Origin of the sequence: Marinobacterium litorale DSM 23545 (assembly GCF_000428985.1) — a bacterium.
Classification (GTDB): domain Bacteria; phylum Pseudomonadota; class Gammaproteobacteria; order Pseudomonadales; family Balneatricaceae; genus Marinobacterium_D; species Marinobacterium_D litorale.
Window position 1 is genome coordinate 29,467 of record NZ_AUAZ01000032.1, and the last position, 17,835, is coordinate 47,301.

General features: G+C 55.9%; 18 protein-coding genes. 7 read left to right on the forward strand and 11 right to left on the reverse strand.

Annotation, left to right across the window (positions count from 1 at the left end; genetic code table 11):
- Window positions 1–2 precede the first annotated feature (2 nt).
- The 7 genes from cmk to G403_RS0117375 all read right to left on the reverse strand — a co-directional run bounded on the left by cmk (window position 3) and on the right by G403_RS0117375 (window position 10,420).
- Window positions 3–692: a (d)CMP kinase gene (gene cmk, locus G403_RS0117345; RefSeq protein ID WP_027855108.1), complete on the reverse strand. Its 690-nt coding sequence runs from the start codon at window positions 690–692 to the stop codon at window positions 3–5.
- Entirely contained in the window at window positions 692–2,908 is a 2,217-nt protein-coding gene (locus tag G403_RS0117350; protein ID WP_027855109.1) for a bifunctional prephenate dehydrogenase/3-phosphoshikimate 1-carboxyvinyltransferase, read from the reverse strand. The genes cmk and G403_RS0117350 overlap by 1 nt, the downstream gene beginning before the upstream one ends.
- Complete coding sequence (gene hisC, locus G403_RS0117355) at window positions 2,902–4,008, reverse strand: histidinol-phosphate transaminase (RefSeq protein ID WP_027855110.1); 1,107 nt, start codon at window positions 4,006–4,008, stop codon at window positions 2,902–2,904. The genes G403_RS0117350 and hisC overlap by 7 nt, the downstream gene beginning before the upstream one ends.
- Window positions 4,009–4,029: 21 nt before the next feature.
- Window positions 4,030–5,136: a prephenate dehydratase gene (gene pheA, locus G403_RS0117360; protein WP_027855111.1), complete on the reverse strand. Its 1,107-nt coding sequence runs from the start codon at window positions 5,134–5,136 to the stop codon at window positions 4,030–4,032.
- Window positions 5,137–5,146: 10 nt separating this feature from the next.
- Entirely contained in the window at window positions 5,147–6,229 is a 1,083-nt protein-coding gene (gene serC / locus G403_RS0117365; RefSeq protein WP_027855112.1) for a 3-phosphoserine/phosphohydroxythreonine transaminase, read from the reverse strand.
- Window positions 6,230–6,272: 43 nt separating this feature from the next.
- The gene (gene gyrA / locus G403_RS23780) at window positions 6,273–8,873 is read right to left on the reverse strand and encodes a DNA gyrase subunit A (protein ID WP_036234370.1); all 2,601 of its coding nucleotides are present in this window, start codon (window positions 8,871–8,873) and stop codon (window positions 6,273–6,275) included.
- A gap of 155 nt (window positions 8,874–9,028) precedes the next feature.
- Window positions 9,029–10,420, reverse strand: a complete 1,392-nt coding sequence (locus G403_RS0117375; protein ID WP_027855113.1) for an HDOD domain-containing protein — start codon at window positions 10,418–10,420, stop codon at window positions 9,029–9,031.
- A gap of 97 nt (window positions 10,421–10,517) precedes the next feature.
- Here G403_RS0117375 and ubiG point away from each other — a divergent pair, with 97 nt between their 5' ends.
- Genes ubiG through G403_RS0117390 form a run of 3 tightly spaced genes read left to right on the forward strand, consistent with a single transcriptional unit; the run spans window position 10,518 to window position 12,678 of the window.
- The gene (ubiG, locus tag G403_RS0117380; RefSeq protein WP_027855114.1) at window positions 10,518–11,240 is read left to right on the forward strand and encodes a bifunctional 2-polyprenyl-6-hydroxyphenol methylase/3-demethylubiquinol 3-O-methyltransferase UbiG; all 723 of its coding nucleotides are present in this window, start codon (window positions 10,518–10,520) and stop codon (window positions 11,238–11,240) included.
- Window positions 11,237–11,899 (forward strand): HAD family hydrolase, encoded by a 663-nt coding sequence (locus G403_RS0117385; RefSeq protein WP_027855115.1) that lies wholly within the window; start codon window positions 11,237–11,239, stop codon window positions 11,897–11,899. The genes ubiG and G403_RS0117385 overlap by 4 nt, the downstream gene beginning before the upstream one ends.
- Before the next feature lie 23 nt (window positions 11,900–11,922).
- The gene (locus G403_RS0117390; RefSeq protein WP_027855116.1) at window positions 11,923–12,678 is read left to right on the forward strand and encodes a YciK family oxidoreductase; all 756 of its coding nucleotides are present in this window, start codon (window positions 11,923–11,925) and stop codon (window positions 12,676–12,678) included.
- 45 nt (window positions 12,679–12,723) lie between these two features.
- On the opposite strand, the gene rluB is transcribed toward G403_RS0117390, so the two are convergent.
- The 4 genes from rluB to G403_RS0117410 all read right to left on the reverse strand — a co-directional run bounded on the left by rluB (window position 12,724) and on the right by G403_RS0117410 (window position 15,812).
- The gene (rluB, locus tag G403_RS0117395) at window positions 12,724–13,629 is read right to left on the reverse strand and encodes a 23S rRNA pseudouridine(2605) synthase RluB (protein ID WP_027855117.1); all 906 of its coding nucleotides are present in this window, start codon (window positions 13,627–13,629) and stop codon (window positions 12,724–12,726) included.
- Window positions 13,630–13,735: 106 nt separating this feature from the next.
- Complete coding sequence (locus G403_RS0117400; protein ID WP_027855118.1) at window positions 13,736–14,131, reverse strand: H-NS family histone-like protein; 396 nt, start codon at window positions 14,129–14,131, stop codon at window positions 13,736–13,738.
- A 92-nt stretch (window positions 14,132–14,223) separates the two neighbouring features.
- On the reverse strand, window positions 14,224–14,844 hold the full coding sequence (locus tag G403_RS0117405) for an L-threonylcarbamoyladenylate synthase (protein WP_027855119.1): 621 nt from the start codon (window positions 14,842–14,844) through the stop codon (window positions 14,224–14,226).
- Window positions 14,845–14,957: 113 nt separating this feature from the next.
- Complete coding sequence (locus G403_RS0117410) at window positions 14,958–15,812, reverse strand: PHP domain-containing protein (RefSeq protein ID WP_036234373.1); 855 nt, start codon at window positions 15,810–15,812, stop codon at window positions 14,958–14,960.
- 54 nt (window positions 15,813–15,866) lie between these two features.
- Here G403_RS0117410 and G403_RS0117415 point away from each other — a divergent pair, with 54 nt between their 5' ends.
- From G403_RS0117415 to G403_RS25055, 4 genes are all read left to right on the forward strand, one after another.
- Complete coding sequence (locus G403_RS0117415) at window positions 15,867–16,412, forward strand: septation protein A (RefSeq protein WP_027855121.1); 546 nt, start codon at window positions 15,867–15,869, stop codon at window positions 16,410–16,412.
- An 18-nt stretch (window positions 16,413–16,430) separates the two neighbouring features.
- Window positions 16,431–16,730 carry a YciI family protein gene (locus G403_RS0117420; protein WP_027855122.1) on the forward strand — a complete coding sequence of 100 codons (300 nt, stop codon included), beginning with the start codon at window positions 16,431–16,433 and terminating at the stop codon, window positions 16,728–16,730.
- Window positions 16,731–16,846: 116 nt separating this feature from the next.
- Window positions 16,847–17,446, forward strand: coding sequence for an OmpA family protein (locus tag G403_RS0117425; RefSeq protein ID WP_027855123.1), 600 nt, complete (start codon window positions 16,847–16,849; stop codon window positions 17,444–17,446).
- Between the two features lie 128 nt (window positions 17,447–17,574).
- A partial coding sequence (locus tag G403_RS25055; protein ID WP_027855124.1) for a DUF4372 domain-containing protein occupies window positions 17,575–17,835 on the forward strand: 261 nt, incomplete at its 3' end.

Consider the following 17,835-nt stretch of genomic DNA (forward strand, 5'->3'; position numbering starts at 1 on the left):
CATCAGCGCAACCCTCTATGTCTAGCTTCGTCCAGCACCGCCAGCAGAACCTCATCTATTGCCATTTGCGTGCTATCCAGCACGATTGCCTCAGGCGCCGGTCTCAGAGGCGCGACCTCGCGATTCATATCCCGATCATCACGCGCTCTTATATCGTCCAGTATCTCTTCAAGGCTAGCACCCAGCCCCTTGCTAATCAACTGCTTATAGCGACGCTGAGCACGCTCTTCCGGAGAGGCATCCAGGTAGATTTTCAAATCGGCCTCGGGAAACACGACAGTACCCATATCGCGACCATCAGCTACCAATCCCGGTAGCTGCGCAAAGTCTCGCTGACGTTTTAAAAGCGCCTGCCTCACCGGAGCCAGTGCTGCCACAACGGACGCATCAGCCCCCACCTCTTCACTGCGGATGGCGAGGGTGACTTCTTCACCTTCAAGGATCACCTGCAGCTCATCGTGCTCGGCCACAAACTGAACATCCAGGTGCGCCGCAAGCACTTCCAGCGCCTCTGTATCATCAACAGAAACCCCGTGATGACGCGCCGCCAGAGCGGTCAGCCGATAGAGTGCACCGCTATCGAGCAGATGCCATCCCAGCGCCTTCGCAAGCAGCTTACATAGTGTCCCTTTACCAGACCCACTCGGTCCATCGACTGTCAGTACCGGTACTTTGTTAACCTGCGGGGACATCAGTCCTCCTCCTTAAAAAGCTCCATTCCTACCCGGCGAGCCTGCTCTACAAAATCCGGGCAGTACAAACCAACGCCGGCGCAGGCGGTAATCTTGAGCGGGCCCTGTGTCCGCTGCCCCGCCACACTCAAAGCCATGGCGACACGCGCATCACCACCACTGGATACCTCGCCCCCGGTCAACGGCCCCGGGCGTACAGAGAGCTGATTGTTCTCGATCTCACAGTCACCACCCAGATGAACCAGCGCATCGATCATCAACTGCAGGCGGGCGTTCCCTGCCAGTATCTGATCACTGGGCGCCATTAACCGAGTCTCACCGGCAGCAAAACACGCCGCCACCAACAGCGGGGCGCACTCGTCCAGCGCCGCATGGGCATACTCTCCGGGTATATCGATGCCCTTCAGAGGGGCATAGCACACCCGCAAGTCCGCTACCGGCTCCGCACAGTCATCATGTCTGTTGATCCACCGGATATCCGCTCCCATCAACTGCAGCAGCTCAATCAACGCCGTTCGCGTCGGGTTACAGCCCACATGCTCCAGAGTCAGATCGGAACCCGGCGTTATGGCCGCTGCCACTACATAGTAGAACGCCAAGCTTATATCACCGGGTACACTGAGCCGGGTGGCCTGGGGGCGCTGCATCGGTGACAGCTCAATAACATTCTCATTGCATTGCAGCTTACAACCAAAATGAGACAACATGCGTTCGGTGTGATCGCGTGTCATCAGTGCCTGTGTGATCACAGTCGGTGTCGAGCTGTAAAGTCCGGCCAGCAGCAACGCTGATTTGACCTGAGCGCTATCCGTTTGCAACGGCGTGTCAGGGGCTTCGATAAACGCATTTCCAGCGATACGCAACGGGGGTTTAGCGCCCGTTTCACTCTCTACCTCGGCACCGAGCTGCCGCAGCGGCTCAAGCACTGCCATCATCGACTCTTCGCTTAACAGCTGATCCGCTTCAAGCGATGTGGAGAAAGCTTGCGCAGCCAGCACGCCACACAGCAACCGCATTGTGGTGCCGGAACCGCCCATATAGAGGGGGCCCACCGGAGGACGCAAGCCTTTTAGCCCAACACCGAAAACGCGCACACGCCCTTGGTGTGGCCCCTCGATGACCACCCCCAGGTCTCTGAAGGCCTGCAGCGTCGCAAGACTATCTTCACCCTCGAGAAAGCCTTCGATGTCCGTTACGCCTTCGGCAAGTGCCGCAATCATAACCGCGCGATGGGAGATAGACCGATCGCCAGGCACCGAAATCGAGCCGGTCAGTGCACCCGCAGGCCGGGTGTAGAACGTCAGCGTTTGATTTCGGACATCCGGCGCATAGGCCGAGCGGGCCAACAACCGCGAAAAATGCTCGCGGGCCGCCTTGGCACGGGTAAAAATCCCCAGCAGCTGCTCACTCTCGCCGGACGCGATCGCCTCCCGCAACTTACCAACGCCCTGGGTAAAACGGTCGATCTGAACCAACAACTGATCACGGTTGGCAAAACAGATGTCATGCCACATGGTCGGATCACTGGCCGCGATGCGGGTAAAGTCCCGGAACCCTCCGGCCGCGTATCGAAATATATCGGTGTTTTCCGCCTCATGCGCCAGCGTATCAACCAACGAGAAGGCCAGCAGATGGGGTAAGTGGCTGGTTGCGGCCAACACCTCGTCATGGCGCTGAACCTCCATCTGCAACACTTCAGCCCCCACCGCCTGCCACAGCCTGGCTATGGCCAAGGTTGCCTGCGGGTCGGATTCCGGCAATGGCGTCAGAATCACCTTGCGCCGAACAAATAACGCTTCGTCAGACGCTCCTACGCCACTTTTTTCGGCACCGGCAATGGGATGACCCGGCACAAAACCGGCTGGCAGTTCAGTGAAAAGATGGCGGGCCGTTGCTACGAGATTACTTTTGGTGCTGCCCACATCCGTCAGCAAGGTATTGTCACGCAGTGCCGGACGGATCTGCTCCAGAACCTGCTCCATCACTTTGACCGGTACGGCAAGCACGACCAGATCTGCCCGGCGAACCTCCTCAAGCAGGTCTTCACCGATACGATCGATAACCCCGAGTGAAACACCCAGCTCACACTCTGACCGGTTGAGGTCAAAACCGACCACCTCGGTGACCAACCCCCTGGCCCTGAGAGCGCGGGCCAGAGATCCGCCGATCAACCCGAGACCAACGACCAGAACCCGGTCGGTGGAAAACTTCAGCACGACAGCACCTTTTTCAGCGCTTGCAGGCAGCGCTCATTCTCAGCTTCCAGCCCGACGGTCACGCGCAGATGGTTCGGCATATCATAAGGGTGCAACGGTCGCACAATGACCCCCTCTCGCAGCAAGCTTTGGTAAATGCCGGTACTGTCCTGACCCAAATCCAGCGTGAGAAAGTTTCCCTGCGACGGCAGCACCGACACACCCAGGTGACTCAACCCTTCGAGTAGCTGTGCTTTTCCGGCCCGGCACGTCTGTACAACCCGTTCCAGATACTGACCATCGAACAGAGAGGCCTCCGCAGCCGCCAGCGCCGCACAGTTCACGTTGAATGGCTCGCGCACCCGATTCATCAGATCGGTCAGCTCAGGGTTGGCACTGGCAAAACCAACCCGCAACCCAGCTAAACCGTAGGCTTTGGAAAAGGTCCGCGTCACCACCAGATTACTGTATTCCTTTACCAGCGACAGACCATCAGGCAGGTCCGCCTCTGGCTCGACATATTCGCTATAGGCTTCATCGAGTACCACGACGACCTGTTCCGGAACACGCTGCATAAAAGCGGAAAACTCGCTCCGGTCAAAGGACGTTCCAGTCGGGTTGTTGGGGTTTGCCAGGAAAACCAGCCGGGTGGTTTCATCAACCTGTCCGGCAATCGCCGCCAGATCATGCCCAAACCCGCTGGCAGCAACCACGGTGCGCTTTGCCTGAGCCACACGGGCTGCTATTTCGTAGGCGACAAATCCATACTGTGAGTAAACAACACCCTGCCCAGGTTCCACCAGGATACGGGCCAATATGTTCAGTAACTCATTGGAACCGTTGCCCAAGGTCAGCTGATCCACAGCCAGATCGAAGCGTTCGGCAATCGCCTGCTTGAGTCGGTAGCCGGTAGGATCCGGGTACCGGGTCATTCCGGTTAAGACTTCGGTCGCTGCATTCAACGCCTTAACGCTTGGACCAAAGGGATTTTCGTTGCTCGCCAGGCTCACGATATCGGTCAAGCCCAGCTCGCGCTGCAACTCACTGGCAGGTTTACCCGGCCGATAGGGATTGAGCGTCGCGACGCCAGCGGTCGCCCTGCTGTAAAAATCGATCGCCAATTTATCACTCCACTTCAAGCGTCACAGCACAGCTTTGGGATAAGACCCCAATAGCTTGAGCTCCTGCGACTCCGACTCAAGTTCACTGAGCAGAGCCTGAACATCGTCATGAGCACTGTGCCCTTCAAAGTCCAGATAGAACAACATATCCCATTTGGATTGAGGTGCCGCTCGGCTTTCTACACGGGTCAAACTGATATTGCGTGCTCTGAACGGTGCCAGCAGCTCATAAAGCACACCGGGACGGTCGTGCGCCATCAATAGGATCGATGTTTTGTCCTGCCCGCTTGGCCCTACATCCTGCCTACCAATCACCAGGTACCGCGTGGTGTTATCGGGTTGATCTTCAATATTGGACTGGACGATGGAGAGATCGAACAGCTCCGCCGCGATATCACCACCGATCGCAGCCGCCGGTCGATCAGACGCCTGCGCCTTGCGTGCGGCTTCCGCGTTGGAATTGACCGCTACCCGCTCAACGCCGGGACAATGCCCGTCCAACCAGCTATGGCACTGGTTCAACGCAAACGGATGGGCGTAGATACGCTCAATGTTCGACAGCTCTCCATCGGGACGCATCAAAAGATGCTGGTGGGTACGCAGCTCAACTTCGCCGCAAATACTGACATTGAAGCGACTGAACAGGTCCAGGGTATGGCTGATCATGCCATCCGCGGCGTTTTCGATGGGAACCACGCCGTAGTTGGCGTGACCGGACTCCACGTCACGGAAAACCGCTTCCATACTATCCAGTGCCGAGCAACGCACAGAGTGCCCAAAATGCTTGAGCGCGGCTTGCTGGGTAAAGGTGGCTTCCGGGCCCAGAAAAACCACGCGCATGGGCTGCTCCAGCGCCAGACAAACGGACATCACCTCCCGAAACAGACGAGCCACCTCCTGATCTGCCAGGGGGCCTTCGTTGCGCTCCATGACACGTCGGAGCACCTGGGCTTCCCGCTCGGGACGGTAGAACACCGCATCTTCGCTGTCGTATTCAGCTTTAATTTCCGCCACGCGCTGGGCACAGCGGGCGCGCTCATTGAGCAACCGGTGTATCTCGCGATCCACCTGATCGATCCGATCACGCACCTTTTTCAGGGCCTGTTCCTGGGTCTCCTGCTGACTCATTGCCATCCCCTCAACCGCAGCGACGCTCAAACTCCTGCATAAACGCGATCAGCGCATCCACCGACGCTTCCGGTACGGCGTTATAGATGCTCGCACGCATGCCACCCACTGAGCGATGCCCTTTCAGGTTCAAGAGGCCAGCCGCCTGGGCTTCATCCAGAAAACGGCTATCCAGATTACTGTCCGCCAGCGTGAAGGGTACGTTCATGATCGACCGGTTCGGGCGATCGATGGGGTTGTTATAGAAGCCGGATCCGTCGATGGCCGCGTAGAGTTTCTCGGCCTTGCGCTGGTTGATCTGCGCGATAGCCTCAACCCCACCCTGCGCCTTCAGCCACTTGAAGACCAACCCGGTCATATACCAGGCAAAGGTGGGCGGCGTGTTGTTCATAGAGTCTGCGTCCGCATGCACCTTGTAATCAAACATGGTGGGTGTGCCCGCGACGGTTTCGCCAATCAGGTCATCGCGCACGATGACGAGTGTCAGCCCTGCCGGACCAATATTTTTCTGAGCACCGGCATAGATCAGGCCGTAACGGCTGACATCGATGGGACGGGCCAGAATATCGGAGGACATGTCCGCCACCAGCGGCACTTCACCGGTCTCCGGCACATAATCAAACTCAACACCACCAATGGTTTCGTTGGTGGTGTAATGCACGTAGGCCGCCGCCGGGTCCAGATCAAGCTCAGCCTGCCCCGGCACTCGACAATACGCCTGAGATTCAGTACTCGCGACAACCCGTGCCTGCGCATAACGCCCGGCTTCCTTAATCGCCTTTCGGGACCAGATCCCGGTATCGATAAAGTCAGCGCTACTAGCGCCCCTGAGCAGATTCATCGGCACCATACTGAACTGGCTGGTGGCACCGCCCTGCAGAAACAATACTTTGTAGTTTTCCGGAATCGCCAACAGCTCCCGGATATCGCGCTCTGCGGTCTCGGCTACTTCGATAAACGCCTTATCCCGGTGACTCATTTCCATCACCGAAAGGCCCCGGCCCTGCCAATCCAGCATCTCCTGCTGAGCCTGTTCCAGCACGGCCTGCGGCAGCGCCGCAGGACCTGCACTGAAGTTGTGCTTACGTGTCATTCGTTCTATCGCTCCCCAAAACGTGCCGAAAACGGCCCCGCTATCAGCTGTCAGTACCCGGTTGCTCAGATTCAGTGTCGGACTCGGTGGTAGATTCCGCGTCCAGCTCTTCTTCGTCCGGTTCTTCAATGCGCGCCAGACCGGATAGTTTTTCACCCTCAGCCAGACGGATCAGCATCACACCCTGGGTGTTACGACCCAGCACCGAAATCTCATCACCTCGCGTACGCACCAATGTGCCGCGATCACTGATCAGCATGACATCATCACCTTCCAGCACCTGTACGGCGCCCGCCAGGTCACCGTTACGTTCGGTACACTGCATGGCAATCACACCCTGACCACCGCGACCGCGCAGCGGGAAATCATCCACGGCGGTCTGTTTACCGTAACCATGAACGGAAGCGGTCAATACACGCCCACCTTCGCGTGGAATAATCAACGCAATAACGCTGGTATCGTCATCCATGCGCACACCGCGCACACCCCGGGCGGTACGTCCCATGGAGCGAACATCACTCTCATTAAAGCGGATCGCCTTGCCGGCACTGGTAACCAGCATCACGTCATCCTGCCCACTGGTGATGGAGGCGCTGATCAAGCGATCACCTTCAACAATTTCCAGCGCAATCAGGCCGGTACTCCGTGGCCGAGAGAACGCATCCAGCGGCGTTTTCTTCACGGTACCGTTGGCGGTCGCCATGAAGATAAAGCGCTCTGAGTCGAACTCGCCCACAGGCAGGATCGCGCTGATACGCTCCCCTTCCGCCAGCGGCAGGATATTGATGATCGGACGTCCCCGCGAGGTACGACTGGCCGGTGGAATCTCGTACACCTTGCGCCAGTAAACCTTGCCGTGGTTGGTGAAGCACAGGATGGTGTCGTGGGTATTGGCGATCAGCAGATGTTCGATGAAATCCTCATCCTTCATCGCCGTCGCCGATTTACCCTTACCTCCCCGGCGCTGAGCCTGATACGCACTAAGCGGCTGTGTTTTGGCGTAGCCACCATGGGAAATTGTGACCACCATATCCTCTTCGGTGATCAGGTCGGCGACGGTCAGATCCTGCATCGATGCCTGGATCTCGGTGCGACGCTCGTCGGCGTATTCAGCAATGATCGCGTCCAGTTCCTCGCGGATTACTTCCATCAGGCGCTCATAGGAACCGAGAATCTCCAGCAGCTCGGCGATTTTTTCGATCAGATCGCGGTATTCACCCAGCAGCTTTTCATGTTCCAGACCGGTCAGACGGTGCAAACGCAGATCCAGGATCGCCTGCGCCTGAACCGGCGACAGGTGATAATGCCCGTCACGCAGACCATACTGCGGCTCCAGATCATCCGGACGGCAGGCATCTTCACCGGCGCGTTCCAGCATATCGAGTACCGAGCCCGGCACCCAGGGTGTCGCGATCAGGCGCTCTTTCGCTTCGGCCGGGGTCGGGGAACTCTTGATCAGTTCGATCACCGGATCGATATTCGCCAGTGCGACCGCCAGCCCTTCAAGGACATGGCCACGCTCACGCGCTTTACGCAGTTCGTAAACGGTACGACGGGTCACGACTTCGCGACGGTGACGGATGAAACACTCCAGCGTGGACTTAAGATCAAGCACCTTGGGCTGACCATCAACCAGCGCCACCATGTTGATACCAAACACGCTTTGCAGCGCGGTCTGGGCAAACAGGTTATTGATGATGACCTCGGGCACTTCGCCACGGCGAAGTTCGATGACAATGCGCATCCCGTCCTTGTCGGACTCATCGCGAAGCTCACTGATACCCTCGAGTTTCTTCTCTTTAACCAGCTCGGCGATTTTTTCAATCAAACGTGCCTTGTTAAGCTGGTAAGGGATCTCAGTGATAACCAGCATCGGCCGGCCATTCTTGGGATGTTCCTCAATATGATGGCGGGCACGCACATAGATCCGGCCACGGCCGGTACGATACGCCTGCAGAATACCGGCACGGCCGTTGATGATGCCGCCGGTGGGGAAGTCGGGCCCCGGGATGAACTCCATCAGATCATCAACCGACAGCTCCGGATTCTCGATCAGGGCGATACAGCCACGCACTACCTCACCCAGGTTGTGGGGCGGGATATTGGTCGCCATACCCACCGCGATACCGGCAGAGCCATTCACCAGAAGGTTAGGCACCCGGGTCGGAAGAACGGCGGGGATCCGTTCGGTACCGTCATAGTTATCGACGTAATCAACGGTTTCCTTATCCAGATCCGCCAACAACTCATGGGAGATTTTGGCCATGCGTATTTCGGTGTATCGCATGGCTGCCGCCGAATCACCATCGACCGAGCCAAAGTTGCCCTGCCCGTCCACGAGCATATAACGCATGGAAAAGTCCTGCGCCATCCTGACAATGGTGTCGTAGACGGCACTGTCACCGTGAGGGTGATATTTACCGATCACATCACCAACCACACGGGCAGATTTCTTATAAGGCTTATTCCAGTCGTTGTTCAGCTCGCTCATCGCGAAGAGCACGCGGCGATGCACCGGCTTGAGACCGTCACGCACATCGGGAAGCGCACGCCCCACGATTACACTCATGGCATAATCGAGGTAGGACTGTTTTAGCTCGTCTTCGATATTGACTGGCAGAACTTCTTTGGCTAGATCACCCATTCGCTCAGCATTCCTTGGTTCGTAAGGCCCACAGCGCGTAATGCACTGTGTTTTGAAACCGCGGGATTATATCACATACGAAGGGTTTTAACGCCTAGCCGAGCGCAACAAGCAGCCCGTCTCTTTTGTCTAAGAGTTTCTTTGCAAAAACATTGCTACGCCGATTTCTGCGCTTCGATCAGTTGCTTCAGTCCTGCCGGCAGGGCCGTCAGCCGTTTTCGCATAACAGGCACCAGTTCCGTCTCCCAAATCAGATCCAGCGACTTGTTACCAAGCCCTACAGCGCGTAGATAGCTTCGCAGATAGACCGCCTCACCCACCTCTTGGCGTACCACCTGCTGCTCATAAATGAGCTCCGAAAGATACAAAATGGCAACACGATCGCGAATCAGCGGCTCCAGACGGTCGGGTTCCGCAAACTCGGGATAATCCTGAGCAGCCACAGCCGACCAGATCTGTTCAGGCAGCGACCAGGATTTCAGCAACTGACCACCCAATACAGCCGGAGGCAGCAGCCCAACAAAGGGCACCAATGCCGGACTCTGCTCGCTCAGCAGACCCGCCACGACACGCCCTAAATCATGCAACAAGGCAACCGTCGACATCTCGGCGGGCGCCACGCGCCCGGTAATCTGGGCCAGTGCAAACGCGATATGCGACAGTTCAACGGCTTTCTGATAGCTGTGCCGGAACACCGGTGTATCAGGCAGACTTTTACGCAAACCCTCTGCCATGATTACCTGGTAAACACCATCAAACCCGATCAATGTCACGGCCCGGTTCACATCCGCTATTTTTTGCTCGAAGCTGTATTGAGAGGAGTTGATCGCTTTAAGTAAAAGACTGGTCAGAACCGGATCCTGACGCACGAGTTCGGCGATTTCGCTTCGCGAGCTCGTTTCATCCAACAGTTTCGACAACAGCTCCCCGGTGGAAACCGGAAGCTTAGGCACCTTTGCTATAACCTTCTGGACCAACTGAGACTGAGCGAGATCACTGTGACTTTTCACCGAGAGCGAGTAAAACTGCTCGGCCAAACGCTGACGATGTCCCAACACCCGGCTCTGAGCCGCCAATACAGCAGACAGAACACGCCCCTCCCCAACCGAGAGCCGTTTAAGCAAGAACTGGCTCAGGCTGTCACTCAGGGCACTCAGCTGAGCTGAGTCGACTCGCAACAGCTTGCCGCCCTTGACGGCAACGATCGCAAAACCCGACATGGACTGAACTGAGCGTCCCAGTGAAAATGTATCATCAAGCACAACAGCCTCGTCCGGCTGCCCATCGGCGAAACGCAGCTCGAGAACCGCCTCCTCCGGCACAAATAACGCCTCTGGAGACGCTCGCACCCTCTCTGTAACATCATCACCGACCTGCACGGGAACAACGTCCGCTATTCGATACAGCTCAACCCGCAGCGCTTCGCTGCCCCCGCCGGAAGCACCTCCTGACACGGAGAGCCCCGACTCCCCTTTGCCGCTCATGCCGGCATTCGCTTGATTCGACAGTGGCGTTTTCTTTTCGCGTTTCTTCCACAGCCAGACCATAGACCCACCTCTCCACTTAATGCCACTCATCGGTAGTGATAGAATGCAGCCACAACAGACACGGCACAAGAGCCTCTCACTCAGGTACCCGTTCACCATGACTCAACAGCACGGCCACAACTTTGACCCCTCTGAAATCGCCAAGTTTGAAGAGCTTGCCAGCCGCTGGTGGGACAAGGAGAGTGAATTCAAACCTCTGCACGATATCAACCCACTGCGTGTCGGCTTTGTGGACCGTATAGCACCACTGTCCGGCAAGACGGTCCTGGATGTCGGCTGCGGCGGCGGCATCCTTTCGGAGTCCATGGCCCGTCGTGGCGCCGAGGTTACCGGGATTGATATGGGAGAGGCACCGCTGAAAGTTGCTAAATTGCACGGCCTTGAGAGCGGCGTCAGCGTTCGTTATCGACAGATACCGGTCGAGCAACTGGCCGAAGAAGCGCCGGAGAGCTTTGATACCGTGACCTGTATGGAGATGCTGGAACATGTACCGGATCCGGCTTCCGTGGTTCGGGCATGCGCCCGATTGACCAAACCCGGCGGCAAGCTCTTTTTCTCTACACTGAATCGCAACCCGAAAAGCTATCTGTTCGCGATTATCGGAGCAGAACGCTTTCTGAAGCTCGTACCGGACGGCACCCATGATTTTCAGAAGTTTATTCGCCCGGCGGAGCTGGCCCAATGGATACGCGAGAGCGGCCTGTCAATCTCCGAGATGACAGGACTGGTCTACAACCCGCTGACCCGCGTTTACAGCCTCGACAGCAACGACGTGAGCGTAAACTACCTGGTCGCCGCTCAGAAGCCGGACCCGGCATGACCAAACTGCAGGCCGTACTGTTCGACCTCGACGGCACCCTGCTTGACAGTGCGCGGGACTTCCACCGAATACTGAGCGGTATGCTCGATAAGACTCACCCCGCGCTACCCTTCGAGCTGCTGCGCCCACATGTGTCGGAAGGCGCCCGTGCCATGGTCTGCCGTGCCTTCAATGCATCCCCGGATGACCCCGCAACCCTCCCGCTGGTCGAACGGTTCCTAAACGCGTACCAGGACAACCCGACGGCAAGCGGCGCTCTTTTCACGGGGATCCCGCCGCTTCTGGACTGGCTCGACCTGCGGAACATTCCCTGGGGCATTGTCACCAATAAGTCCGAGCGTTTTGCCTCTTTAATACTGGCGCACCTGGAGCTTGATTCTCGCTGCAAGACACTTGTTTGTCCGGAGCATGTCACCCACCCGAAGCCGAACCCGGAAGCACTTCTGCTTGGCTGCCGTCAACTGAACAGTCTCCCGGCCCAGACCCTTTATATCGGTGATCATCAACGGGATATTGAAGCGGGAAAGAACGCCGGCATGCCGACTATTGCCTGCGGATACGGATATATAGGTACCGATGAAGACCCTGCCTCCTGGCAGGCAACCCATCTGGTCACCGATACTCAGGAACTGCGCGCACTGCTAGAATCCCTCTTATAGCCATCTGCAAGGAACCACTATTTATGTTTACCTATCAACCGCCCGCAGATCTGCTAAAAGATCGCATTATTCTCGTTACCGGCGCGGGAGACGGTATTGGTCGCGCTGCCGCACACGCCTATGCCGCCCACGGTGCAACGGTGATTCTGCTTGGCCGCACACTGGAAAAGCTGGAAAAGGTTTACGATGAACTGGAAGCTGCCGGCGCTGCCCAACCCGCGATTGTTCCACTTAATCTAGAGACCGCAGCTGAGCACGATTATATCGAGCTCAGCAACCAGCTGCACGATACGTTCGGTCATCTGGATGGCTTGCTGCATAACGCGGGGGTTCTGGGCGTACGAACACCGCTGGAAAACTATGATCCCGTGATCTGGGATCAGGTTATGAAAGTGAATGTAAACGCCCCGTTTTTAATGACTCAGACGCTGCTCCCCTTGCTGCAGAAATCCGAGGACGCATCAATCATCTTCACCTCGTCCGGGGTTGGCAGAAAGGGCCGGGCGCACTGGGGCGCTTACTCCGTGTCCAAGTTTGCCACCGAAGGCATGTCGCAGATTCTGGCCGATGAGCTGGAAAACCTGACATCGGTCCGCGTCAACTGCATCAACCCGGGCGCGACCCGCACAAGTATGCGTGCTTACGCCTACCCGGCGGAAGACCCACAAACCAACCCGACACCGGAAGAGATCATGCCCCTTTACCTGTACCTGATGGGGCCGCAAAGCAAGGATGTTAACGGTCAATCAATGGACGCTCAGGGCAACGGCAGCGCCTGAAGCAGGAGTCGACAGCGGCTCACTCCGCTGCCGGTTTAGACTCGATTAACGCCGTGTATTGCGACGCCCCACCTGCCGCGCTTTCGGCTTACCCCGCACACTCTCTTTCTGCTCTCCCGCAGGTGCCTCGGTACTCTGGCGGACTCGCTGCCGCCGGTAGCGACGCTGCTCTTCTTTTGCCACTTCAGGCGAGCGAGACCGTGCCGAAACCCGCTCCAGGCCGAGCTCATCGCGCAGAATATTGACCTCTTTCACCTCAAGCTCTCGCCAGGTCCCGACTTTCACATCACTGGGCAAAAATACCGGCCCAAAGCGAACGCGTTTAAGGCGGTTTACCTGCATTCCTTGAGACTCCCAGAGCCGACGCACCTCCCGGTTACGCCCCTCCATCACGACACAATGAAACCATTTATTAGCGCCTTCACCGTCAAAGTATTGAACATCGGTAAAGCGCGCCATTCCATCATCAAGCAAAACACCCTGCGTCAAACGCTCGAGCATCGCCTCATCCACTTCACCGAGAACACGAACCGCATATTCTCGATCGATATTTGCAGACGGATGCATCATCGCATTGGCCAACTCACCATCCGTCGTAAAAAGCAGTAATCCAGTGGTGTTTATATCGAGACGACCAATAACAATCCAGCGCCCCTGTTTCAAAGGCGGCAGATTATCAAATACCGTTGGCCGCCCTTCAGGATCATGGCGCGTACACACCTCTCCCACCGGCTTGTTGTAGATCAACACACGGGAGGTACTTTCCGACGGGAAAATAAGCTTCACTGTTTTCCCATCAAGCTCGACCTTGTCACCCTCTTTAACGCGGTCACCCAGCTTAGCAACGGTCATATTCAGCTGAACACGACCCTCGCTGATTACACGCTCCATCTCACGACGTGAGCCAAACCCGGAGCGCGCCAATACTTTTTGCAACTTTTCATCTTGCATTTGACGTCGCCTCTAAATAAAAGAAGCTCCCCAGCGCACTGGAGAGCTCTTCCGATACCACAACCCTTACGGTCATGGCCCCTTTATAAATCTCGTCTGTTCGAGATTAGTCTACCGTTGGCAGCTGATCTTTGCCGATACCCTTAGCTTTCATATATTCAGCAAAGGCGACCGGCGTGCGGCCACGACCCGACCAGAAATGCTCTTTGCCGTCACTATCGGCAATAACATATTTAGCCTTAACACTCTTGCGCGGTGAAGTATCAACCTGCTGAGCCAATTCACCCAGCTCAATACCGGCCTCCATCATCTGTTTACGGATCGCTTCGATCGCTTCGGCTTTCGCTGCCTCCGCTTCAGCCTTAGCCGCTTCTTCCGCACGTTTTTCTTCAATGATATCCGTCAGGTCGGACAGCACTTTTTCCAGGTCAGCAACACCCAGGTCCTGAGTCTGTTTACGCAGTGAATTTTTGCGGGTCAGATTCTTGATAAAGTCGGTCATTCTATACTCGCACCCATCCGGTTAATTAATAAACGCAATTATCATTCATAAATAAAATAATGCAAGAATAAAAACAATTTAAGCCGATTCAATTACACAAATGCGCTCGTATCACCGGCCCCCTGCCGCAAAACCTCAGGTATATCATTAATCAAACTAACAACACTGGTCGCTTCCATTCCGCAATACCCGCCATCTATGACCAGATCCACATCGTGCTGAAGCAGCTCGCGAATATCATAAGGATCGGTCAGCGGCAGTTCGTCACCCGGCATAATCAAAGAAGTACTCATTATCGGCTCCGACAAACTACCGGTGAGAGCCAAGGCAATCGGGTTATTTGGAACACGAATACCGATCGTACGCCGCTTGGGATGAAGCAGCCTGCGGGGAACCTCACTGGTGGCACTTAAAATGAATGTATAAGCACCCGGGGTGTGTGCCTTGATGGCGCGATAGGCTTGATTATCGACCTTCGCATAGGTCGATATTTCCGAAAGATCTCGACAAACCAACGTGAAATTATGTTTGTCGTTCAGTTGTCTGATCCGCTTTATCCGTTCCATGGCCCTTTTATCCCCCAGATGACAACCGAGTGCATAGGCACAATCGGTGGGATAAACGATAACACCACCGTTATTGATGATCTCCACCGCCTGCTGTATTAATCGTTGCTGCGGTGTTTCTGGGTGAATTTGAAAAAACTGGCTCACAAATGGCTCCTGAATCGTATCCAAAACACACCTCCGAGAATCCCGGACGATGGTTAAATAACCCGCTTTCAATGGTACCAACGACCCACCGAACAAATAGGTTACCGCTTATTTTACACAGTGTAGTTCGGTATCAAGACATCCAGCAGATGCCTGGTGGATTTAAACGCAGGGAATCGGCCCAACGCCGTCCAGCGCTGCTCCGGTGAATGAAAGTCACTTCCCGCGGACGCCCAAAGCGCTTCTCGTTCGGCCAGAAGCTGCAAATCACGAAGGTGATTGGGAGTCACTCCGGGATAGCTGACCTCGATACCATCCCCCCCTGCAGCAAGCATATCCTTCACCAGCGTTCGCAGGCGGCTAAAAGTCAGGTTGTACTTTGTAGGATGGGCGATTACTGCAAAACCCCGAGCTCGCTTCACCTGAGCCACCGCCTCTTCCAAAGTTGGCCACAATGCCTTCACGTCGCCCACCTTACCCCGCCCCAGCCAACAGTCGAACGCCTGCTGGGCGGTTGATACTCGCCCCATATCAACGAGCGCCTGCGCAAAATGTGGTCGACCGATCTGCCCATCACCGGCATTGCGCCTTGCAACCTCAAGCAGATCAGGCAACCCCGCCTTCACCAGCTTGTGTGCTATTCGCTCGGCACGCTCTTCCCGCAGCCGCCGGAGGTTCGCCAGATACTCTGCCCAACCTGGCGCCTCAGGATCCACACCCAGGCCCAGCAGGTGAACGACTCGCCGCTCCCACAAACAGGTAAGCTCGATTCCGTCTATTAACCGGAATCCATCGAGCGCACCCGCCGCTTCCCGAGCCGCAGCCAGGCCATCCAGCGAGTCATGATCAGTCAGCGCCAACACCCGGACTCCCGCTTCGTAAGCTCTGTGAACCAGCGCATCGGGAGCCAAAACGCCATCGGAGGCAAGGCTATGACAGTGCAGATCGTAACTCGGATACTGTTTCACTCTAATCGGCTGACCTTTATACTGAGCGCAAAGAAAACAGCTGCGCTGCTTATTATGAAAATATTACTCGATTTCCTCCCTATTATCGTCTTTTTTGTGGTTTACAAGGTCAGCGGTGACATCATTTTAGCTACAGCGGTGCTGATTCCAGCCACTCTGGCGCAGATGGCATACACTTGGTTCAAAACACACAAAATTGAAAAGATGCAATTGGTCACACTGGCCCTCGTTATTTTACTCGGCGGTGCCACCGTGCTTTTTCAGGACAAGACCTTTATTCAATGGAAACCCACAATCGTTAACTGGTTATTCGGCATCGCCTTCCTCGGTAGCCACTTTATCGGGAGCAAGACCGTTGTGCAGCGCCTGATGGAGAGCAGTATCGAGCTGGCCCAGCAAACCTGGCGTCGCCTCAATCTGGGCTGGGTCGCTTTTTTTGCGGGCATGGGTGTTCTGAATCTGGTTGTCGCCTACGGTTTCAGCGAAGACACTTGGGTCAACTTCAAGCTGTTTGGTATGCTGGGTTTAACCTTGCTTTTTATCCTCGCTCAGGGCGTTTATATCTCTAAACATCTTCCGCAGCAGCACAAACAAGACTAATATTGACGAGGCATGACGATGTATTACGCTATTATAGCCGAGGATGTTGAAGGCTCGCTGGAAAAACGCCTGGAAGCCAGGCCCGACCATCTGGCTCGGTTGGAACAGTTGAAGGAGCAGGGGCGTCTTTTCGCAGCCGGCCCTCTCCCTGCAGTCGACAGCGAAGACCCGGGGCCCGCCGGTTTTACCGGCAGCCTGGTGATAGCCGAGTTTGAATCCTTGGACCAGGCCAGACAGTGGGCAGACAAAGACCCGTACTGTGCGGCCGGGGTCTACAAAAGCGTCATGGTAAAGCCGTATAAAAAGGTTTTACCCTGATAAGGGATGCTAAGAACACTGGTCCTTTTGACAAAACAAGCTGGACCTCTGGCAAAATTGTTTTAATCGTCTATACGTAATAGACAAACCATCACTACTTTCAAAAGGATATGATGATGAAGAAACTCGCGATTGCAGCTGGCCTCACCCTGGCCCTTGGCGCCTCCCTGGCGCAAGCTCACGAAACCAACGCAGGTTATGTAACCACCAGCGATGACACCATCTGGCGCACCAGCTCTGGCGAATGCTGGCACACCGGCTTCTGGAGCGAAAGCAATGCAGTCGTAGTCGGCTGTGATGGCGTTGTCGCCAAAGCTGAAGAGCCGGCACCGGCAGAGCCGATGTACGCGATGATGGAAGACACCAAAAAATTCGCACTTTACTTCGACTTCGACAGCACCAAGGTTGGCGATACCTCCAACATTGTTAACTACATTGGTACCCTGTCCAGCCTGAAGGAAGTTAAACTGGTCGGCCACGCAGACCCGATCGGTAGCGACGCCTACAACGAGCAGCTGTCCAAGCGCCGTGCCGAAGCTGTTGCTGCCAACCTGGCTGATGCCGGTGTAGACGCCAACAAGATGAGCATTGGCTACCTGGGCGAGTCCGCACCGGTTGCTAACTGCACCGGCCGTGGCGCCGAACTGATCGCTTGCCTGCGTCCTGATCGTCGTGTTGACGTCGAAATCATGGGCACCAAGCGCGTCAAGCAGTAAGAGTCGAAACGAAAAAAGCTGGCTTTATGCCACTGCTGTCCCATAAATAGCAGTAAATGAAAAAGCCTGAATCCGAGTGAGTAAAATGAGAGTGCGACCAAACACTCTACTCACAAAGGATTCAGGCTTTGTCTCATCATAACACCGCGTTTCATCAGTTGCTCCAGCCCTTGTCCAGACATGATTTCGAGCGAACGGCCCGTGAGCATCATGTAGGGCAAAAGCTCCGTTCTGCTTCACGCTGGGATCAGTTCATTGGCATTGCGATGTCCCAGATTTCTGGCCGACAAAGCCTTCGAGATATCGAGTCCAGCCTCGCCAGTCAGCGGCATAAGCTCTACCACCTCGGAGCCAAGCCTATTGCTCGCTCAACACTCGCCCGCCTCAAT

Excerpts from the sequence above, each read along its gene's own strand:
- cmk (WP_027855108.1), bottom strand. The coding sequence starts at position 692 with ATGTCCCCGCAGGTTAACAAAGTACCGGTACTGACAGTCGATGGACCG.
- pheA (WP_027855111.1), bottom strand. The coding sequence starts at position 5,136 with ATGAGTCAGCAGGAGACCCAGGAACAGGCCCTGAAAAAGGTGCGTGAT.
- serC (WP_027855112.1), bottom strand. The coding sequence starts at position 6,229 with ATGACACGTAAGCACAACTTCAGTGCAGGTCCTGCGGCGCTGCCGCAG.
- gyrA (WP_036234370.1), bottom strand. The coding sequence starts at position 8,873 with ATGGGTGATCTAGCCAAAGAAGTTCTGCCAGTCAATATCGAAGACGAG.
- G403_RS0117375 (WP_027855113.1), bottom strand. The coding sequence starts at position 10,420 with ATGGTCTGGCTGTGGAAGAAACGCGAAAAGAAAACGCCACTGTCGAAT.
- ubiG (WP_027855114.1), top strand. The coding sequence starts at position 10,518 with ATGACTCAACAGCACGGCCACAACTTTGACCCCTCTGAAATCGCCAAG.
- G403_RS0117385 (WP_027855115.1), top strand. The coding sequence starts at position 11,237 with ATGACCAAACTGCAGGCCGTACTGTTCGACCTCGACGGCACCCTGCTT.
- G403_RS0117390 (WP_027855116.1), top strand. The coding sequence starts at position 11,923 with ATGTTTACCTATCAACCGCCCGCAGATCTGCTAAAAGATCGCATTATT.
- rluB (WP_027855117.1), bottom strand. The coding sequence starts at position 13,629 with ATGCAAGATGAAAAGTTGCAAAAAGTATTGGCGCGCTCCGGGTTTGGC.
- G403_RS0117400 (WP_027855118.1), bottom strand. The coding sequence starts at position 14,131 with ATGACCGACTTTATCAAGAATCTGACCCGCAAAAATTCACTGCGTAAA.
- G403_RS0117415 (WP_027855121.1), top strand. The coding sequence starts at position 15,867 with ATGAAAATATTACTCGATTTCCTCCCTATTATCGTCTTTTTTGTGGTT.
- G403_RS0117420 (WP_027855122.1), top strand. The coding sequence starts at position 16,431 with ATGTATTACGCTATTATAGCCGAGGATGTTGAAGGCTCGCTGGAAAAA.
- G403_RS0117425 (WP_027855123.1), top strand. The coding sequence starts at position 16,847 with ATGAAGAAACTCGCGATTGCAGCTGGCCTCACCCTGGCCCTTGGCGCC.